The organism is Acidimicrobiales bacterium, from assembly GCA_036270875.1.
In the GTDB taxonomy this organism is placed as follows: Bacteria; Actinomycetota; Acidimicrobiia; order Acidimicrobiales; family AC-9; genus AC-9.
Genome location: DATBBR010000012.1, coordinates 1 through 16,008 on the forward strand (window position 1 = coordinate 1; position 16,008 = coordinate 16,008).

Here is a 16,008-nt window from a genome sequence, read left to right on the forward strand (position 1 = left end):
GGGGGGCGCGCCCCAGGACGCCGATCGTCTCGTCAGACGAGACGGACGTTCTGAGCTTCCTCCCCCTTTCGGCCCGGACCCACGTCGAACTCGACGACCTGGCCGGTCTCGAGCGACCGGTAGCCGCTGCCCTGGATGTTGGAGTAGTGGACGAAGACGTCGTCACCCTGCTCACGGGAGATGAATCCGAAGCCCTTCTCGGCATTGAAGAACTTCACTGTGCCTGTTGCCAACGCTCTCTCTTCTCTAACCTTGAGCAAGTCCGACTGACTTCCTCGCTCCCCCAAGTGTAGGACGGCCAGCCCGGCGACCGTGACAACCAGGCCGCCCCGTCCGCTCAGGGCTCGGTCACCGCTCCCAGATCGGCGCCCGTCGCCAGGCGGGCGTACTTGGCCAGCACGCCCCTGGTATAGCGGGGCGGCGGCAGCTTCAACTCGGACCGGCGACGCTGCAGCTCGACCGGATCTACCAGCAGATCGACGGTCCGAGCGGCCACGTCCACCACGATGCGGTCCCCGTCGGCAACCAGGGCGATCGGCCCTCCGTCGACCGCCTCGGGCGCGACGTGGCCGATGCAGAAGCCGTGCGTGCCTCCGGAGAACCGACCGTCGGTCAAGAGGGCGCAGTCGGCGCCCCGGCCCGCGCCCTTCATGGCCCCCGTCACCGCCAGCATCTCCCGCATCCCTGGCCCCCCCTTCGGGCCCTCGTACCGGATCACGACCACGGTGCCGGGTTGGATGGCGCCGGCGAGGATGGCCTCCATGGCGCCGTCCTCACCGTCGAAGACCCGGGCCGGACCGTCGAAGCGCGACTGGTCGATGCCGGCCACCTTCACCACCGCGCCCGCCGGGGCGAGCGAGCCGGACAGCGTGGCGATGCCCCCGTCGGCGTGGATCGGATCGTCGATGCGGTGCACGACGTCGCCGTCGGGTGCGGGAGGCGAGATCTCGGCCAGGTTCTCGGCCATGGTGCGGCCGGTGACTGTCAGGCAGTCGCCGTCGATCAGCCCGGCGTCGAGCAGCTCGGCGAGCACCACGGGAAGGCCGCCGATGCGGTCGATGTCGATCATGTGGTAGCGGCCGTGGGGCTTGGTGTCGGCCAGGTGCGGGACCCGGCGGCCGATCCGGTCGAAGTCGTCGAGACCGAGCTCGACGTCGGACTCGTGGGCGATGGCCAGGAGATGCAACACCGCGTTCGTGGAGCCGCCCAGGGCCATGACCACGGCGATGGCGTTCTCGAAGGCGGCCCGGGTCATGATCTGCCGGGGCCGGATCCCCGCTTCCAGCAGGCGCACGACGGCCCGTCCGCTCTCGAAGGCGAGGTCATCGCGCCGGCGATCGACGGCCGGGGCCGACGCGCCGCCGGGCAGGGCCATGCCCAGGGCCTCAGCCACCGAAGCCATGGTGTTGGCGGTGAACATGCCGGCACAGCTTCCGGCGGTGGGACAAGCCGTACGCTCGATGAGCGCGAGCTCCTCTGCGCTCATATCGCCGGCGGCGTGAGACCCGACGGCTTCGAAGACGCTCACGATGTCGAGGGCCCGACCGCGCAGCTGGCCGGGCAGGATCGTTCCGCCATACAGGAACACCGTCGACAGGTTGAGCCGGCCGGCGGCCATGAGCATTCCCGGCAGGGACTTGTCGCAGCCGGCCAGCGACACCAGTGCATCGAACCGCTCGGCGTGCATCATGGTCTCCACCGAGTCGGCGATCACCTCGCGGCTCACGAGTGACGCCCGCATCCCCTCGTGGCCCATGGAGATGCCGTCCGACACCGCGATGGTCATGAACTCGATGGGAAAGCCGCCGGCAGCCCGCACCCCGTCCTTGGCCCGCCGGGCCAGCCGGTCGAGGGTGAGGTTGCACGGAGTGACCTCGTTCCAAGAGGACGCCACTCCGACCTGGGGCTTGCTCCAGTCCTCGTCGGTCATGCCAACAGCCCGCAACATGGCCCGAGCCGGCGCCCGCTGGAAACCATCTGTCACCTCGCCGCTGCGCGGCTTCATGGGGTTCGCAGACGTGGCTCCCGGTTCCGCTGTCTCAGGCATCCACCCGAGCCTAGGGCCTCGGCCCTTGGCGGGCTCAGGGTTCGTGCACGGGGCGGGCCTCCCGGGCCGGCCGCAGCTTTGGCGGGCCGAGGCATCGATCACCGGGCCGGCCTCCCGGGCCGGCCTCAGCCCTTGCGAGCCGCCAGCAGGGCCATGACCGCCTTCCCGTTGGCCTTGCCCCGGGTCTCCCGCATCACCTGGCCCACTAGGTACTGCGACACCTTGGGGTCCCCGTCCCGATAGCGCTGCCACTCCTCGGGGTTGGCGGCAAGGACGGAGTCCACCACCTCCGCCAGCGCCTCCTCCGACAGCCCCTCGAAACCTCGGGCCCTGGCGATGTCGGCGGGATCCCCGCCCTCCTCCAGCATCACGCCGAGCACGGTCTTGGCCTGGGTCGCGCTCAGGCGCCCGCTGGTCTCCATGGCCAGCACGGCGGCGAAGGCGCCCGCGTCGAGCTTGCGGGCTGCGTCGGGGTGAGCGGCCGCCTCGTTGGCGGCCCGATTGACTGCGAGCCTGGGGTCGGCGCCGGCGTCGATGGCGCCGAGCACCAGGCCGTCGAGATCGAGCTCGACGAGGGTGGCCACCAGTCCCGCCGGCACCTCCCCGTCCCCGCTGCCGTCGGCAGCCGCTGCCGTCGCCAGCTGCGCCCGGCGCTCGGCCGGCAGCGTGGTGGCGGTAGCGCGCACCCGCGAGACCCACGCGTCGTCCGGCGCGACCGGCAACAGGTCGGGCTCCGGGAAGTAGCGGTAGTCGTAGGCCTCCTCCTTGGACCGCAGCGAGCTGGTGCGCCCCTCGGCCTCGTTCCAGTGCCGGGTCTCCTGCACGACGGTCTCGCCACCCTCGAGCAGCGCCACCTGACGCTCTGCCTCGTGCTCGATGGCTCGTCCGAGCGAGCGCAGCGAGTTCATGTTCTTGATCTCCGCCCTGGTCCCCAGATCGGCGCTGCCGGCCGGGCGAACGGAGACGTTGGCGTCGACCCTGAGCGAGCCCTCCTCCATGCGGGCGTCGGAGGCGCCGGTGGCCATGAGGATGCCGCGTAGCTCGCCGACATAGACACGGGCCTGCTCGGCCGAGCGGATGTCGGGCGCGCTCACGATCTCGAGCAGGGGCACGCCCGCCCGGTTGTAGTCCACCAATGACTCGGTGGCGTCGTGGATGCGCCCACCCCGACCGACGTGGGTGGTCTTGCCCGTGTCCTCCTCCAGGTGCGCCCGCTCGATCCCGACGCGGGCCCCGTCGGCCAGCTCCAGCCAGCCGGCGACGTTGATCGGCGCGTCGTACTGGCTGATCTGGTAGTCCTTCGGCATGTCCGGATAGAAATAGTTCTTGCGGTGAAAGATCGAGGGTCGGATCTCGCAGTGCAGCGCGTCGCCCACCCGCATGGCCAGCTCCACGGCGCCGGCGTTCAGGACCGGCAACGAGCCCGGGAGGCCGAGGCATACCGGGCACACGTTGGTGTTGGGCTCGTCGCCGAACGCGTTCCGGCACGAGCAGAACAGCTTCGTGGCCGTCGACAGCTCGCAGTGGACCTCGAGGCCCACGACGGTCTCCCAGTCGCCGCTCACCGCAGCGCCTCCGGGCGCACTCCCGACGCGTGGTCTCCGGCAGGGCCGGGCGCAGACGCCTCCAGCGCCGCGCCAACCCGGAACATCACGGTCTCCCCGCGCGCCGGCGCCAGGACCTGCACGCCCACCGGCATTCCGTCGTCGCCCGATCCGTAGGGCACGCTCATGGCCGGGTGACCAGCGAGGCTCGAGGGGACGGTGCACACGTCGTTGAGGTACATCGCCAGCGGATCGGCGGTCTTGGCTCCCAGAGCGAAGGCGGTGGTCGGCGTTGTCGGGGCGAGGAGGGCGTCGAAGTTGGCGTAGGCGGCGTCGAACGAGCCGATGATGAGCGTCCGCACCCGCTGGGCCTGGCCGTAGTAGGCGTCGTAGTAGCCCGCCGACAGGGCGTAGGTCCCGAGCATGATCCGCCGCTTCACCTCGGACCCGAAACCGGCCGAGCGGGTGGCGGTGTACATGGCTGTGATGTCCGGCGCCTCGACCCGCAGCCCGTAGCGGACGCCGTCGTAGCGGGCCAGGTTCGAGGAGGCCTCGGCGGGGGCGATGAGGTAGTAGGCGGACAGACCGTGGACGGCGGCGGGGACCGACGCCTCATCGACCCGTGCGCCGGCGCTGGACAGCGCGTCGGCCGCCTGGCGGACCCGGGCGGCCACGTCCGGTGCCACGCCATCCATCAGCTCGGTCACCACGCCCACTCTCATGCCGTCGACACCCTCCTCAAGGATCGACGTCACCGCCGGGGCGGCCTCCGGTAGCGAGGTCGAGTCCTCGGGATCGTGTCCGGCGACCGCCTCCAAGAGGGCGGCGGCGTCGGCAACGCTGCCCGCCAGGGGTCCGATCTGGTCGAGGGAGCTGGCGAAGGCCACCAGCCCGTAGCGGGAGACGACACCGTACGTCGGCTTGACCCCGACCACGCCGGTGAGGGCGGCCGGCTGACGGATCGATCCGCCCGTGTCGGACCCCAGGGCCAGCGGGGCGAAGCCGGCCGCCACCGCCGCCGCGCTCCCCCCGCTCGATCCCCCGGGCACCCGGCTGGGATCGCGAGGGTTGCGGGTGGGGCCGAACGCCGAGTTCTCGGTCGAGGACCCCATGGCGAACTCGTCCAGATTGGTCTTGCCGACGATCACCGCGCCCGCCGAACGCAGCCGGGCGACCACCGTGGCGTCGTACGGCGGCCGCCACCCCTTTAGGATCCGGGACGAGCACGTGGTGGGCACGCCGCGTGTGCAGATGTTGTCCTTGAGGGCGACCGGCACCCCCGCCAGCGGACCCACGTCCTCGCCCGCGGCCACCCGGCGGTCGATCTCGTCCGCCTCGGCCCGGGCGGCGTCGGCCGTTACCAGGTTGAAGGCGTGTACCTCGGTCTCGGCGGCGCCGATGGCGGCCAGGTGCTGCTCGGTCAGCTCCCGAGCCGAGCGGCCGCCGCGGCGGACAGCGTCGGCGACGGCGACCACCGCCTCGCCGCTCACGGCTCCTCACCGAGGATGCGGGGGACGCGGAACCGGGCCCCGTCACTGTCGGGCGCCTCGCGCAGGACCTCGTCTCGGTCGAGGCTGGGCCCGGCCACGTCCTCCCGCAGCACGTTCTCCATCGGCAGGGGGTGGGCCGTCGGCGGCACGCCGCTGGTATCGAGGGCAGCCACGTCGGCGGCATGGTCCAGCACGGCGCCGAGCTGGTCGACGTAGCGATCCAGCTCCTCCTCGGTCAGCTCCAGACGGGCCAGCCTGGCCACGTGGACGACGTCGGCTCGGGAGATCCGTCCGGCCATGTAGGCATCGTAGGGCAGCCCCGAGGGCGCCCCCGCAGGGAGCTCAGGGGCCAGCCCGAGAGATTGGAGCCCGTGGGACTAGAGGTCGTCCTGACGGATGATGTCGAGGTTACGGAAGGTCGGCGGCTCGTTGCAGAGCTTGGTCAGCCGCTCGGCCAGATCCCTGGTCTCGGGCAGGTCGGAGTTGGTCATGGCGGCCTCGTAGGACGGAAACTCGACCACGGTGATGTAGACGTCTTCACCGTCGTGCTCCCGACCAGTCACCGCCCGCTGCGCTGTGCGGCGGCCCGCGGTGGTTGTCCTCCACTCGTCGAGCGCGGCCTGGACCTCGTCCCGCCGACTGGTCCGCATCTCGATGATCTGCATGAACCGCATAGCTCCCCCCTTCGTCCCCAGCCGACAGCAGACCACGAAGTGCCCATGGTCGCAAGAACCTTTTGATCTATTTCGCCCCCTGGGCCGGCTTCCAGGGCCGGCCGTGGAGGGCCCTGCGCCGTGAAGGGCCCTGCGCCATGAAGGGCCCTACGTCGTGACCTTGGCCGCGAACTCGACGGCGCGCGCCTCGATGAGGCCGCGGTCATGGTCGAGGGTCGCAACGTGGTAGCTGCGCTCGAGCCAGACCCGTTCGATCGGACCACCAACCCCCGCGGCGAGAACGTCGCCCGACGCCGAGGGCACGACGTGGTCCTGGCGACTGGAGAGCAGCAGCACCGGGCACCGGACGCGGCCCAGGGCCGCAGCGATGGCGTCGGTGGCCTCCATCATGGACAGCATCGGGGCGACGGGTGAGCTGGCGTAGGCGAGCTCGTCGACACCTTCGAGGGCGATGTCGGAGCCGATGCCCGGCAGGGTCTCGGTGCCGGCGTCGAGGGCGCCGCGCAGCATCTCCCGGAAGCTCTCGGCGGGAGGATCGATGAGGGGGTTGATGACGACCTCGCCGGCAATCTCGGGATGGCGCGTGGCGAGCCAGACGGCGAGGGTGCCTCCCATCGACAATCCGGCAACGACGACTCGTCGGCTCCTCCCGGCGAGCTCGGCGTAGACGTCCTCGGCAGCCGTCGACCAGTCCTCCCAGCCGGTGGCCAGCATGTCCTCGACCGACGTCCCGTGACCGGGAAGCAGCGGCAGCTCGACGGCGAGGCCGGCACCGGCCAGAGCCTCGGCCAGGCCGCGCATCGACTGCGGGTTGCCGGTGAACCCATGGAGAACGAGGGCGCCATCGGGCCCACCCTGGGCTGACCAGGGCTCGGCGCCGGACAGGATCGGCGCCGTCATCGGTATGGGTCGTCCCGACGCGGCTCGGCCCACCAGTCCTCCGGCGCCGGACGCCAGTCAGGATCCTCATAGATGCAGTCGACGGGGCAGGGGTCGAGGCACTTCCCACAGCCGGAGCAGAGCTCGGGGACGATGATCACGTCGATCCCGTGGTTGAAAATGGCGCCGAACTGGGGCGGACAGTGACGGATGCAGGTGTCGCAGTTGATGCACTCCGACATCTCGATGCGAAAGGGGACGTGCTTCCACTTCGGATTGCGCTGGCGCGACTCCAGGCGCTCGACACGACCTGTGACGGAGGGCACGGCGCCCATCCTACGGCTCGCCGCTGCACACACGGCTATCGTGCCTCGTCGACGGCCGGCCTGGGAGGCCAGCCGGGACGATAGCCCGAGTGCCAGCCAGCAAGGAGTTCCCATCGTGGCCAAGTACCCGTTCCTCAGCCCCCAGTGGGTCGAGGCGGCCAAGACCATCCGCGAGGACTACCGCGGCAAGATCCCCCCGACCGCGCACGTCATGCGCCTCAACCAGGTGATCACCGAGGTTCCCTTCGGCGACGGGACCATCAACGCCCACGTGGACACCAGTACCGGAGAGCTCGAGATGGAGCTCGGTCACCTGGACGGCCCCGATCTCCAGGTGACCCTCGACTACGCCACGGCCAAGGCGATCTTCGTGGAGGGCAATCCGCAGGCTGGGATGCAGGCGTTCATGGCCGGCAAGATCAAGGTCGAGGGCGATGTCACCAAGCTGATGGCCATGCAGGCGACCCCTCCCGACCCCAGCACCCTGGAGCTTGCGGGGCGCATCAAGGAGATCACCGAGTAGACACAGGTCACGTGCGGGCGACGTTCGCCACACGTAAAAGGACCCAGGGTCCTGGGGGGCGGCGGCACCGGCAGCGGCTGGGGAACACTGCCTCAGCTCGCCACCCCCCAGGGCCCTGGGCCCACTCAATCATATCCGGCCGCCGGCGCTGTGCTAGGGCCAAATGGCCTGTAGCCACGACGGACTAGTACCACCTTAGGCCATCAGCAGGCGCAAACAAGTCGCGCTCCGTTCGCCCGCTCCCGGCCGCCGCAGGGCGGTCAGCCGAGCAGCTGCTTCATCTCGCTCTGGAGCTCGGCCACCGTCCAGCGGTCGTTCTTGTCGATCATGTCGGTGAGGGTCCACGGCTGGAACGTCTGTACCTTGCCGCCCTGGACGAGGAACACCTTGCCGGTCGCAGGACAGGACTCGGAGGCGAGGTAGGCGACCAGGGGCGAGACATTGGCGGGGTCCCATACGTCGAACTTGGCGGTGTCCGTCGGGGCTTTGACCACGTCGCTGAGACCGGGGGTCGCCTCGGTCATGCGTGTGCGGGCCGCGGGAGCGATGGCGTTGACCCGCACGCCGTAGCGCTGCAGCTCCTGGGCCGCGATGACCGTGAAGGCGGCGATCCCCGCCTTGGCCGCCCCGTAGTTGGCCTGACCGGGGTTGCCGATCAGCCCCGAGGTCGACGAGGTGTTGACGATGGCGGCGTCGACCTCCTCACCCGCCTTCGACTGCTCCCTCCAGTGGTTGGCCGCCCAGTGCGTCGGCACGAAGTGGCCCTTCAGGTGGACGTGGATCACCGAGTCCCACTCGGCCTCCTCCATGCTCACCAGCATCCGGTCCCGGAGGATGCCGGCGTTGTTGATGAGCACGTTGACGTCACCGAACGCCTCGACGGCGGTGTTGATCAGCCGCCGGCCACCTTCCCAGTCGGCCACGTTGTCAGTGTTGGCCACCGCCTCGCCACCGGCCGCCTTGATCTCGTCCACCACCTGCTGGGCCGGGCTCCGGTCGTCGCCCGAGCCGTCAATGGCACCACCGAGGTCGTTCACGACGACCTTGGCCCCTTCGTGGGCGAACAGCAGCGAGTGCTCGCGTCCGATGCCCCGGCCTGCCCCGGTGATGATGGCCACCCGTCCGTCGAGCGCACCCATGTCGCAACCTTTCCTTTCTCCGGGGCCGGCCTCCCGGGCCGGCCTCTCTGCTTCTGGGCCGGCCTCCCGGGCCGGCCCTAGGTCCTGCAAGAGACATCTCGCACGTTGTCAGCCCGCCCGGCGGTGGTCAAACGGCGGGGTCGCTCAGAGTGTGTACAGGTTCACGCTCGCGCCGCGGTGCACACGACTGCCCGCCGGGGGGCTGGTGAAGAACACCCGGCCGCTGGAGAAGCCGAAGACGTTCGCGGCCTTGAGCCCGGCATCCTGCAGCGACCTGGTGGCGCCGGCCACGTTGGCGCCCAGCACGTCGGGCACGGTGACCATGTCGGGTCCAGCCGAGACGACCAGGGTGACCGTGCCGTCCCGGCCGACCGATGTTCCGGGTCCCGGGGTCGTGGAGATGACAGTGCCCTCGGCCGCCGTGTCGCTGAACGCGTTCTGCCTGGTCGGCACCAGCCGGAGGCCTTGGAGCTTGGCCGAGGCGTCGGAGTAGGACGCACCGGTCAGGTCGGGAACGACACGCGGGGCGGGGCCGGCGGAGAGGACCACCGTCACGACGCTCCCCTGCCGCTGGAGGCCCTGGCTCGGCGCCCAGCTCACCACCGTCCCGGCCGGCACGTCCTCGCTGGTGGTCGTCGTGAACCGCGACTGCAGCCCGGCCCTGCTCAACAGGCGCGCTGCCGTCGGCTGGTTGGCCCCGGTCAGGGACGGCACGGCGTGGCTCGTGGGCCCGCTACCGAGCACATTGGTGGTCAGCAGGGCTGCGGCCGCCACCCCGAGGATCGCCAGCACGACGAGAACGGCGACGGGCCACAGCCGGCGCCGGCGGGGAGGGAGCCGAGCGTCGGGCGTCGTCGGAGGAGCCGCAGGTGGGGCGTTGAACGCCGCCGCGCCCGCGTTGGTCGCACCCAGGTTGGTCGCACCCAGATCGGTGTCGCCCCCGACGTCGCCGTCGCGGACGACGCTGCCCGGGCCAGGCGGGGCGAGGGGCAGCCGATCGGCGAGTGGCAGCTGAGAAGCGAGCTGACCCAGGCGAACGGCCAGCTCACGAGCATCGATGCGCGCGTCGGGATCGGGAGCCGCCGCCTGCTCGAGGACGGGCCCCAGCGGCCCGAGGGCGACCGGTGCCCGCACGACGGCACCGACGCGCGCCATGAGCGTGGCAATGGTGGTGTCAGCGGCGAACGGGACCTGACCGGTGACGACCTCGATGAGGACAAGCGACAACGAGTAGACGTCGGCCCGCCCGTCGACGCGGTGCCCCTCGACCTGCTCCGGGGATGCGTACCGCGCCGTGCCGAGCATCGCCCCGATGGGCTCGGTCCACGCCGCCTCGCTCAAGGCACGGGCCAGACCGAAGTCGGCGATGCGCAGCCGTCCCTCCTCCTCGAACAAGAAGTTGGCCGGCTTCACGTCCCGGTGGACCAGCCCTCTCCGATGGGCGTAGTCGAGCGCTTCGGCCGCCTGGGCGCCCACGGCGGCCGCCTGCGCCGGGCTCAGCCGGTGACCGGCGTCGAGCATGTCGCGCATGCTCCCCCCGCCGAGGTACTCGAGCACGAGATAGGGCCCGTCGTCGTCCTCGCCCCAGTCGAAGATCTGCGTGATGTGGGGATGGTTGAGCGTGGCTGCGGCCTGGGCCTCGGCGCGGAACCGGCGCAGGAACGGCAGGTCTCCGGCCAGCGCCGGGTGGAGCACCTTCACCGCCACCCGGCGGCCCAGGACCACGTCGTGGGCGAGGAAGACGTGCGCCGAGGCCCCGCTTCCGATCGGCGAGACGAGGCGGAAGCGGCCGCCGAGGACGCGGCCCACGCGGTCGGCGAGGCGAGGCGTCGACACCAGGGAAAGGGTATCCCCCAGGGCCGGACGGCTGGATGACATCACACTTCCCACGAGGGTGACGCTCCCTCAGCGCCCTAATCGGGGAGCTCGCCGGTCTCGAGGAGGTGGGCGAAGGCGGCCTCGTCGAGGATCGGGACGCCGAGGTCGCGCGCCTGGGCCAGCTTCGACGCACCCGGGGCATCCCCGAGCACGAGGGCGGTGGTCCGCTTGGACACGCTGCTGGGTGCCTTGCCGCCCCGGGCCTTGATGGCGGCCTCGGCTTCCTCGCGGGACAAACCCTCCAGCGTGCCCGTCACGACCACCGAATGACCGGCGAGATTCTGGGGCACTGACGGCGCTGCGGGGCCCTCGAAGTTCACGCCCGCGGCTCGGAGCTTGTCGATCACGACGCGATTGGCGGGCAGGGCCAGGAACTGATGGACGCTGGCGGCAATCTTGGGTCCCACCCCGTCGACCGCGGCCAGCTCCTCGGGAGACGCCGCCATGATTCGATCGAGATGACCGAGCGCCCTCGCCAGGGCCACCGAGCCGGTATCGCCCAGGTGGCGGATGCTCAGGGCCACGAGCAGCCGGTCGAGAGGCCGTCCCTTCGACTCCTCGATGGCGCCCAGGAGGTTGGCGACCGACTGCTGACCAAAGCCCTCCAGGTCCAGGAGGGGCTCGGCGGTCAACGAGTAGACGTCACCCGCGTCCTCGAGCAGGCCGAGCTCAACGAACAACGACACCCGCTGCTCGCCGAAGCCCTCGATGTCCATACCCGAGCGGGACGCGAAGTGGGCGATGCGCTGGACGCGCTGCGCCGGGCACTCGGCGTTGGTGCAGAAGGTGTCGCTCTCTCCCTCCAACCGGGACAGCGGGCGGCCACAGGCCGGACACGTCTCGGGGAAGCGCCATGCCCGCAGGCGCTTCGGGCGCATCGACAGGACCGGACCGACGACCTCGGGAATGACGTCGCCCGCCTTACGCACCATCACGGTGTCGCCCGGACGCACGTCCTTGAGGGCGACCTGGTCCTCGTTGTGCAGCGTGGCCAGGCCCACCGTCGAGCCACTGACGACAACCGGCTCCAGCTTGGCGAACGGCGTGGCCTTACCGCTCTTGCCGATCGAGACCATGATGTCCAGCAGCTTGGTGCTGCGCTCCTCGGGGGGGAACTTGTAGGCGAGGGCCCAGCGCGGCGCCCGTGACGTGAACCCAAGCTCCTGCTGGTGGTGCAGCTCGTCGACCTTGACGACCACGCCGTCGATCTCGTAGTCGAGATCGTGACGGTGCCCTTCCCACTCGCCGGAGAAGGTGAAGACCTCCTCGAGGTTTGCCAGCACCTTGACCTCCGGGTTCACCGGCAAGCCGGCCCGGCGCAGGAAATCGAGCGACTCGGAGTGACGGGTGAACCGCGGTCCTCCCTCTCTCGCCCCGAGCTGGTAGGCCCAGAAAGACAGGTCGCGGCTGGCCGTGATCTTCGGGTCTTTCTGTCGCAGCGAACCCGCCGCCGAGTTGCGCGGGTTGGCGAAGAGGCGGCCGCCCGACTCGGCCTGGCGGCGGTTGAGCTCTTCGAAGGCCGACAGGGGCATGTACAGCTCGCCCCTGACCTCGAGCACCGCCGGACAGCTGTCGGGATCGAGATCGAGTCGCTCCGGGATGACGCCCACCGTCGCCACATTGGCGGTGACGTCTTCGCCGGTCTCGCCGTCGCCTCTCGTCGCCGCCCGGGTGTACCGGCCGTTCTCGTACAGGATCGAGATCGCCAGACCGTCGATCTTCAGCTCGCAGGCATAGGTCACCTCGCCGCTGATGATGCGCTCCATGCGCTTGCCCCACGCAACCAGCTCCTCGAAGGAGAAGGCGTTGTCGAGGCTCATCATGGGCAACCGGTGGCGCACCGGCGCGAAGAGCGGCGACGGTGGTGCCCCCACCGTCCGGGTCGGCGACGTGGCCGCGGCCAGCTCGGGGTAGGTGTCCTCGAGGTCCCGCAGCTCCCGAACCAGGGCGTCGTAGTCGGCGTCGCTGATCTCGGGGTCGTCGAGGACGTGGTAGCGGTGGTTGTGGTGCTCGACGAGCCGGCGCAGCTCGTCCACCCGGGCGGCGGGATCTGTGACGACGGGCTGGTCCCCGCTCATCGTCGGCTACGCCGCCAGTCCCGCGCCCACCACTGCGTCACCGTCGTAGAGGGCGACCGTCTGGCCGGGGGCGACACGACGCTGGGGAGCCGACCAACGCAGCCGCTCGCCCTCGAAGGTGGCGGGCACCGCCTGGGCGTGGGCGCTGGCCTGCGCCAGCACCGCGCTCCCGGGGCGTACGGCGCGGTCGACCCAGGTCAGGTCGCGCAGCGCGGTGCGCTCGGTGAGCAGGTCGGCATACGATCCGACGAACACCGTCGAGGCTGCCGCGTCGACGCCCACCGCGTAACGGCGGCGCTGACCACCGGTGGTGCCACCGCCCAGACCTCGTCGCTGGCCCACCGTTACCAGCTCCACGGCATCGACCGATCCGACGTCCGCCCCTGAGGCGGCGTCGACGACCCGGCCGGCGTGCAACGGCAGCCGCTCACCCAGGAACGCGGCCCGACCGCCGCCGGCGGAGATGAAGCACACCTCCTGGCTGTCAGGCTTCGCCGCCGTCCGCAGTCCGAGCTCGGACGCCCGGGCCCGTACTTCGGCCTTGGTCAGCTGACCGACCGGCAGCAGGGTGCGCCGCAGTTGGTCCTGGCCCAGCACCGACAGCACGTAGGACTGGTCCTTGGCCCGGTCGGCACCACGGCGCAGCCGCCAGCGCCCCTGCTCGGCAGCGACGCGCGCATGGTGGCCCGTGGCCACGGCGTCGAAGCCCAGCTTGACGGCGCGGTCGAGGAAGCGGCGGAACTTGAGGTGCCGGTTGCACTCGATGCAGGGATTGGGCGTCGCCCCCGCGGCGTGGGCGGCGACGTAGTGATCCACCACCCGGGTCTCGAAATCGTCGGTGAAGTTGAAGACCCGGTGCACGATACCTACCTGGGCGGCAACACGGCGGGCGTCCTCGACGTCTGCCACCGAGCAGCACCCCGCATCGCTGGGCCCGCCCCAGAGCTTCATGGTGGCTCCCACCACGTCGTGGCCGGCCTCGACCAGCAGCGCCGCCGCCACCGACGAGTCGACTCCGCCCGACATCGCCACCAACACCCGCACGGCCGTCAGCCTCGCAGGTCGGCGACGGCCTTGGGGACCACCTCGAGGGCCAGGTCCACGTCCTGCTGGGTCGACCCGGCACCGAGCGACAGCCGAACGCTGGTGCTGGCCTCGTCGGCGTGGAGGCCCATGGCCAACAGCACGTGGCTCGGCTCCATCGCGCCGCTGGCACAGGCCGATCCGGCCGAGGCGAAGACCCCCGCCTCGTCGAGCAACACGAGGAGCGCCTCGCTCTCGACCTCCGGGAAGCGCAGGTGACAGTTGCCGGCGACCTTGCCCTGTCTCGGCCCCGTCTCGAGCGCCCCCGGCACGGCCGCCAGGAGCCCGTCGGCCAGGCGGTCGCGCAGGCGGCCCACAGACGGGACGACCTCGGGCCGTGTCGCCACAGTCACCTGCAGGGCGGCCGCCATGGCCACGATGCCGGCCACGTTGTGGGTGCCGCTGCGACGGTCGCGCTCCTGGCCACCACCGTGGATGATCGGATCGAGCGCCACCCCCTTGCGCACGACCAGGGCGCCGACACCCTTGGGTCCTCCAAACTTGTGGGCGCTCACGGCGACGAGGTCGGCCTCGGCCGCCAGCGATGCGACGTCCAGCCAGGGGACGGCCTGCACGGCGTCGGTATGGACGAGGGCATCGGGGGCCCGCTCCCGCACCAGCGATACGACGTCCCCCAGCGGCTGCACGACGCCCACCTCGTTGTTGGCGAGCATGACCGAGACGACCGAGACCTCCGGGTCCAGGGCGTCCGCGAGCGCGTCAAGGTCGACCTGTCCGTCCGGACGGACGGCGACGATCCGTCCGCCGAGAGCCCGGCAGGTCTCGAGCACGGCGTGGTGCTCGACCGCGGTGCAGACGACGGCGCCGCCGCGGCGTCTCTGGACTCCGATGAGGGCCAGGTTGTCCGCCTCGGTGCCGCTGCCGGTGAACACGACCTCGCCGGGCTCCGAACCGAGGTCGGCGGCGATGCTCTCGCGGGCGTCGTCGATCGCCGTCCGCGCTGCGCGAGCCGTGGCGTGCACACCCGAAGGGTTGCCGAAGCGCTCGGTCAGGAACGGCAGCATGGCGGCGACAGCTTCGGGACGCATCGGGGTGGTGGCGGCGTGGTCGAGGTAGGCGGCCATCGGCCCCCAGCGTAGGCGGAGGGTGGGTCAGCTCTGGCCGAGTGGGGCCGCGATGGACGCCACCCCTGGGACCGAGCCGTCATGGAGCAGCTGGCTGGTCGAGCCGCCTTTCAGGTAGCGACCGAGGAAGTCGATCGTCGCCTGGTGGACGACATCGGCAGCCCGGCCCCCGTCCATGAAAGGGCCCTCGTGGCTGGCGCCGGGGAGGTCGAGAAGATACTTGGGACCACCGCCGTCGCCGGTGTAGAGCCCCAGGCTGTTCTGCGGGTTGTTCGAGTGATCGGCGCCACCCTGGACGGCGAGCATCGGCGCGCTGGCCGGCGGGAAGTACGAGCCCCCCGGCACGCCGATCGCGGCGCCGGCCATCACGATGGCGGCCGAGATTCGGGTGTCGCGACAGCACGTGTTGTAGGCGACCTCAGCCGCGGTGATCGCGCCGTCCGAGTGACCGGCGACGGCAATCTTGTGAGGGTCGATGAGCCCGCCGAGCAGCCCGGGCTTGGCGTCAGCCCACAGCAGCTGGTCGATCACGAAGCGGACGTCCGCCGGCTGGTTGACGACGTCGCCCTCGTCCGGGCCTCCCGGCGCGCCCGGGTTGGTGAGCGGGAACGTGGGGGCGGCCACGACGTAGCCGGCCCGGGCCCAGGACCTCAGCAGGCCCGCGTAGGCGGCCGGCGTGACGTTGTAGCCGTGGGCGAACACGATGAGGGGGAACGGGCCTCCGGAGGCCGCGGGGGCGGCCACGTTGTCCGGGGAGCCGGCCGCCGCCGGGTACCACACCGAGGTCGTGAGCACCCGCGGGCCTGACCCCGCCTTGCGGCTGGTGTCCACCAGCGGCAGCGCCACCTGGGCCACGGGGATCGGGCCCGAGGGCGCGGATGGTGCCGCCGCTGGGGCCGCCGCGACGGCGGGGACCGGTGGCGACACCTTGGGAACCGTGGCGCTGGCTGCGCGGGCGGGATGGGGTGGAAGGGCGGGCAGCAGGCCACGTCCGCCGGCGCTCGAGACCGAGGCCGACGCCAGCGCCTGCACCTGGGCGGCATGGGCAGAGGTGCGGACGGCGGCGCCGAGACCGCTGACAGCCAGGGCGACGCTGATGACCGCGATCACGCTGGCCACCGACGGGGGTCTCGGCCCGAGGCCGGCCCGGGAGGTCGGCCCCGAGGAAGGGGCTCGGGCGGATCCGCGCCCGAGGCCGGCCCTGGAGGTCGGCCCCGAGGAAGGGCCTCGGGCCGATCCCCGCCCGAGGCCGGCCCAGGGGG

General features: G+C 71.2%; 15 protein-coding genes. 1 reads left to right on the forward strand and 14 read right to left on the reverse strand.

What is annotated here, in order from left to right; genetic code table 11:
- Window positions 1–32 precede the first annotated feature (32 nt).
- The 8 genes from VH112_01040 to VH112_01075 form a co-directional block, all read right to left on the reverse strand.
- Window positions 33–233: a cold-shock protein gene (locus VH112_01040; GenBank protein HEX4538804.1), complete on the reverse strand. Its 201-nt coding sequence runs from the start codon at window positions 231–233 to the stop codon at window positions 33–35.
- A 104-nt stretch (window positions 234–337) separates the two neighbouring features.
- The gene (gene ilvD, locus VH112_01045) at window positions 338–2,047 is read right to left on the reverse strand and encodes a dihydroxy-acid dehydratase (protein ID HEX4538805.1); all 1,710 of its coding nucleotides are present in this window, start codon (window positions 2,045–2,047) and stop codon (window positions 338–340) included.
- A 125-nt stretch (window positions 2,048–2,172) separates the two neighbouring features.
- Window positions 2,173–3,612: an Asp-tRNA(Asn)/Glu-tRNA(Gln) amidotransferase subunit GatB gene (gene gatB, locus VH112_01050; protein HEX4538806.1), complete on the reverse strand. Its 1,440-nt coding sequence runs from the start codon at window positions 3,610–3,612 to the stop codon at window positions 2,173–2,175.
- Entirely contained in the window at window positions 3,609–5,081 is a 1,473-nt protein-coding gene (gene gatA, locus VH112_01055) for an Asp-tRNA(Asn)/Glu-tRNA(Gln) amidotransferase subunit GatA (GenBank protein HEX4538807.1), read from the reverse strand. Before gatA ends, gatB begins: the two co-directional genes overlap by 4 nt.
- Window positions 5,078–5,380, reverse strand: a complete 303-nt coding sequence (gene gatC, locus VH112_01060; GenBank protein ID HEX4538808.1) for an Asp-tRNA(Asn)/Glu-tRNA(Gln) amidotransferase subunit GatC — start codon at window positions 5,378–5,380, stop codon at window positions 5,078–5,080. Before gatC ends, gatA begins: the two co-directional genes overlap by 4 nt.
- A gap of 78 nt (window positions 5,381–5,458) precedes the next feature.
- A complete protein-coding gene (locus VH112_01065) occupies window positions 5,459–5,755 on the reverse strand; it encodes a hypothetical protein (GenBank protein HEX4538809.1) in 297 nt (98 codons plus the stop codon).
- A gap of 147 nt (window positions 5,756–5,902) precedes the next feature.
- A complete protein-coding gene (locus tag VH112_01070; protein ID HEX4538810.1) occupies window positions 5,903–6,655 on the reverse strand; it encodes an alpha/beta fold hydrolase in 753 nt (250 codons plus the stop codon).
- Window positions 6,652–6,960 (reverse strand): 4Fe-4S dicluster-binding protein, encoded by a 309-nt coding sequence (locus VH112_01075; protein HEX4538811.1) that lies wholly within the window; start codon window positions 6,958–6,960, stop codon window positions 6,652–6,654. The genes VH112_01070 and VH112_01075 overlap by 4 nt, the downstream gene beginning before the upstream one ends.
- A 115-nt stretch (window positions 6,961–7,075) precedes the next feature.
- On the opposite strand from VH112_01075, the gene VH112_01080 reads away from it, so the two are divergent.
- Window positions 7,076–7,483: an SCP2 sterol-binding domain-containing protein gene (locus VH112_01080; protein HEX4538812.1), complete on the forward strand. Its 408-nt coding sequence runs from the start codon at window positions 7,076–7,078 to the stop codon at window positions 7,481–7,483.
- Between the two features lie 260 nt (window positions 7,484–7,743).
- Here VH112_01080 and VH112_01085 read toward each other — a convergent pair whose 3' ends face one another.
- The 6 genes from VH112_01085 to VH112_01110 all read right to left on the reverse strand — a co-directional run bounded on the left by VH112_01085 (window position 7,744) and on the right by VH112_01110 (window position 15,865).
- Window positions 7,744–8,622, reverse strand: coding sequence for an SDR family oxidoreductase (locus VH112_01085; GenBank protein HEX4538813.1), 879 nt, complete (start codon window positions 8,620–8,622; stop codon window positions 7,744–7,746).
- 144 nt (window positions 8,623–8,766) lie between these two features.
- Window positions 8,767–10,458 (reverse strand): PASTA domain-containing protein, encoded by a 1,692-nt coding sequence (locus VH112_01090; protein HEX4538814.1) that lies wholly within the window; start codon window positions 10,456–10,458, stop codon window positions 8,767–8,769.
- A 77-nt stretch (window positions 10,459–10,535) separates the two neighbouring features.
- Entirely contained in the window at window positions 10,536–12,578 is a 2,043-nt protein-coding gene (ligA, locus tag VH112_01095; protein ID HEX4538815.1) for an NAD-dependent DNA ligase LigA, read from the reverse strand.
- Window positions 12,579–12,584: 6 nt separating this feature from the next.
- Window positions 12,585–13,622 carry a tRNA 2-thiouridine(34) synthase MnmA gene (mnmA, locus tag VH112_01100; GenBank protein ID HEX4538816.1) on the reverse strand — a complete coding sequence of 346 codons (1,038 nt, stop codon included), beginning with the start codon at window positions 13,620–13,622 and terminating at the stop codon, window positions 12,585–12,587.
- A gap of 5 nt (window positions 13,623–13,627) precedes the next feature.
- Entirely contained in the window at window positions 13,628–14,746 is a 1,119-nt protein-coding gene (locus VH112_01105; protein ID HEX4538817.1) for a cysteine desulfurase family protein, read from the reverse strand.
- Between the two features lie 27 nt (window positions 14,747–14,773).
- Window positions 14,774–15,865, reverse strand: coding sequence for a hypothetical protein (locus VH112_01110; GenBank protein ID HEX4538818.1), 1,092 nt, complete (start codon window positions 15,863–15,865; stop codon window positions 14,774–14,776).
- Window positions 15,866–16,008: the final 143 nt, after the last annotated feature.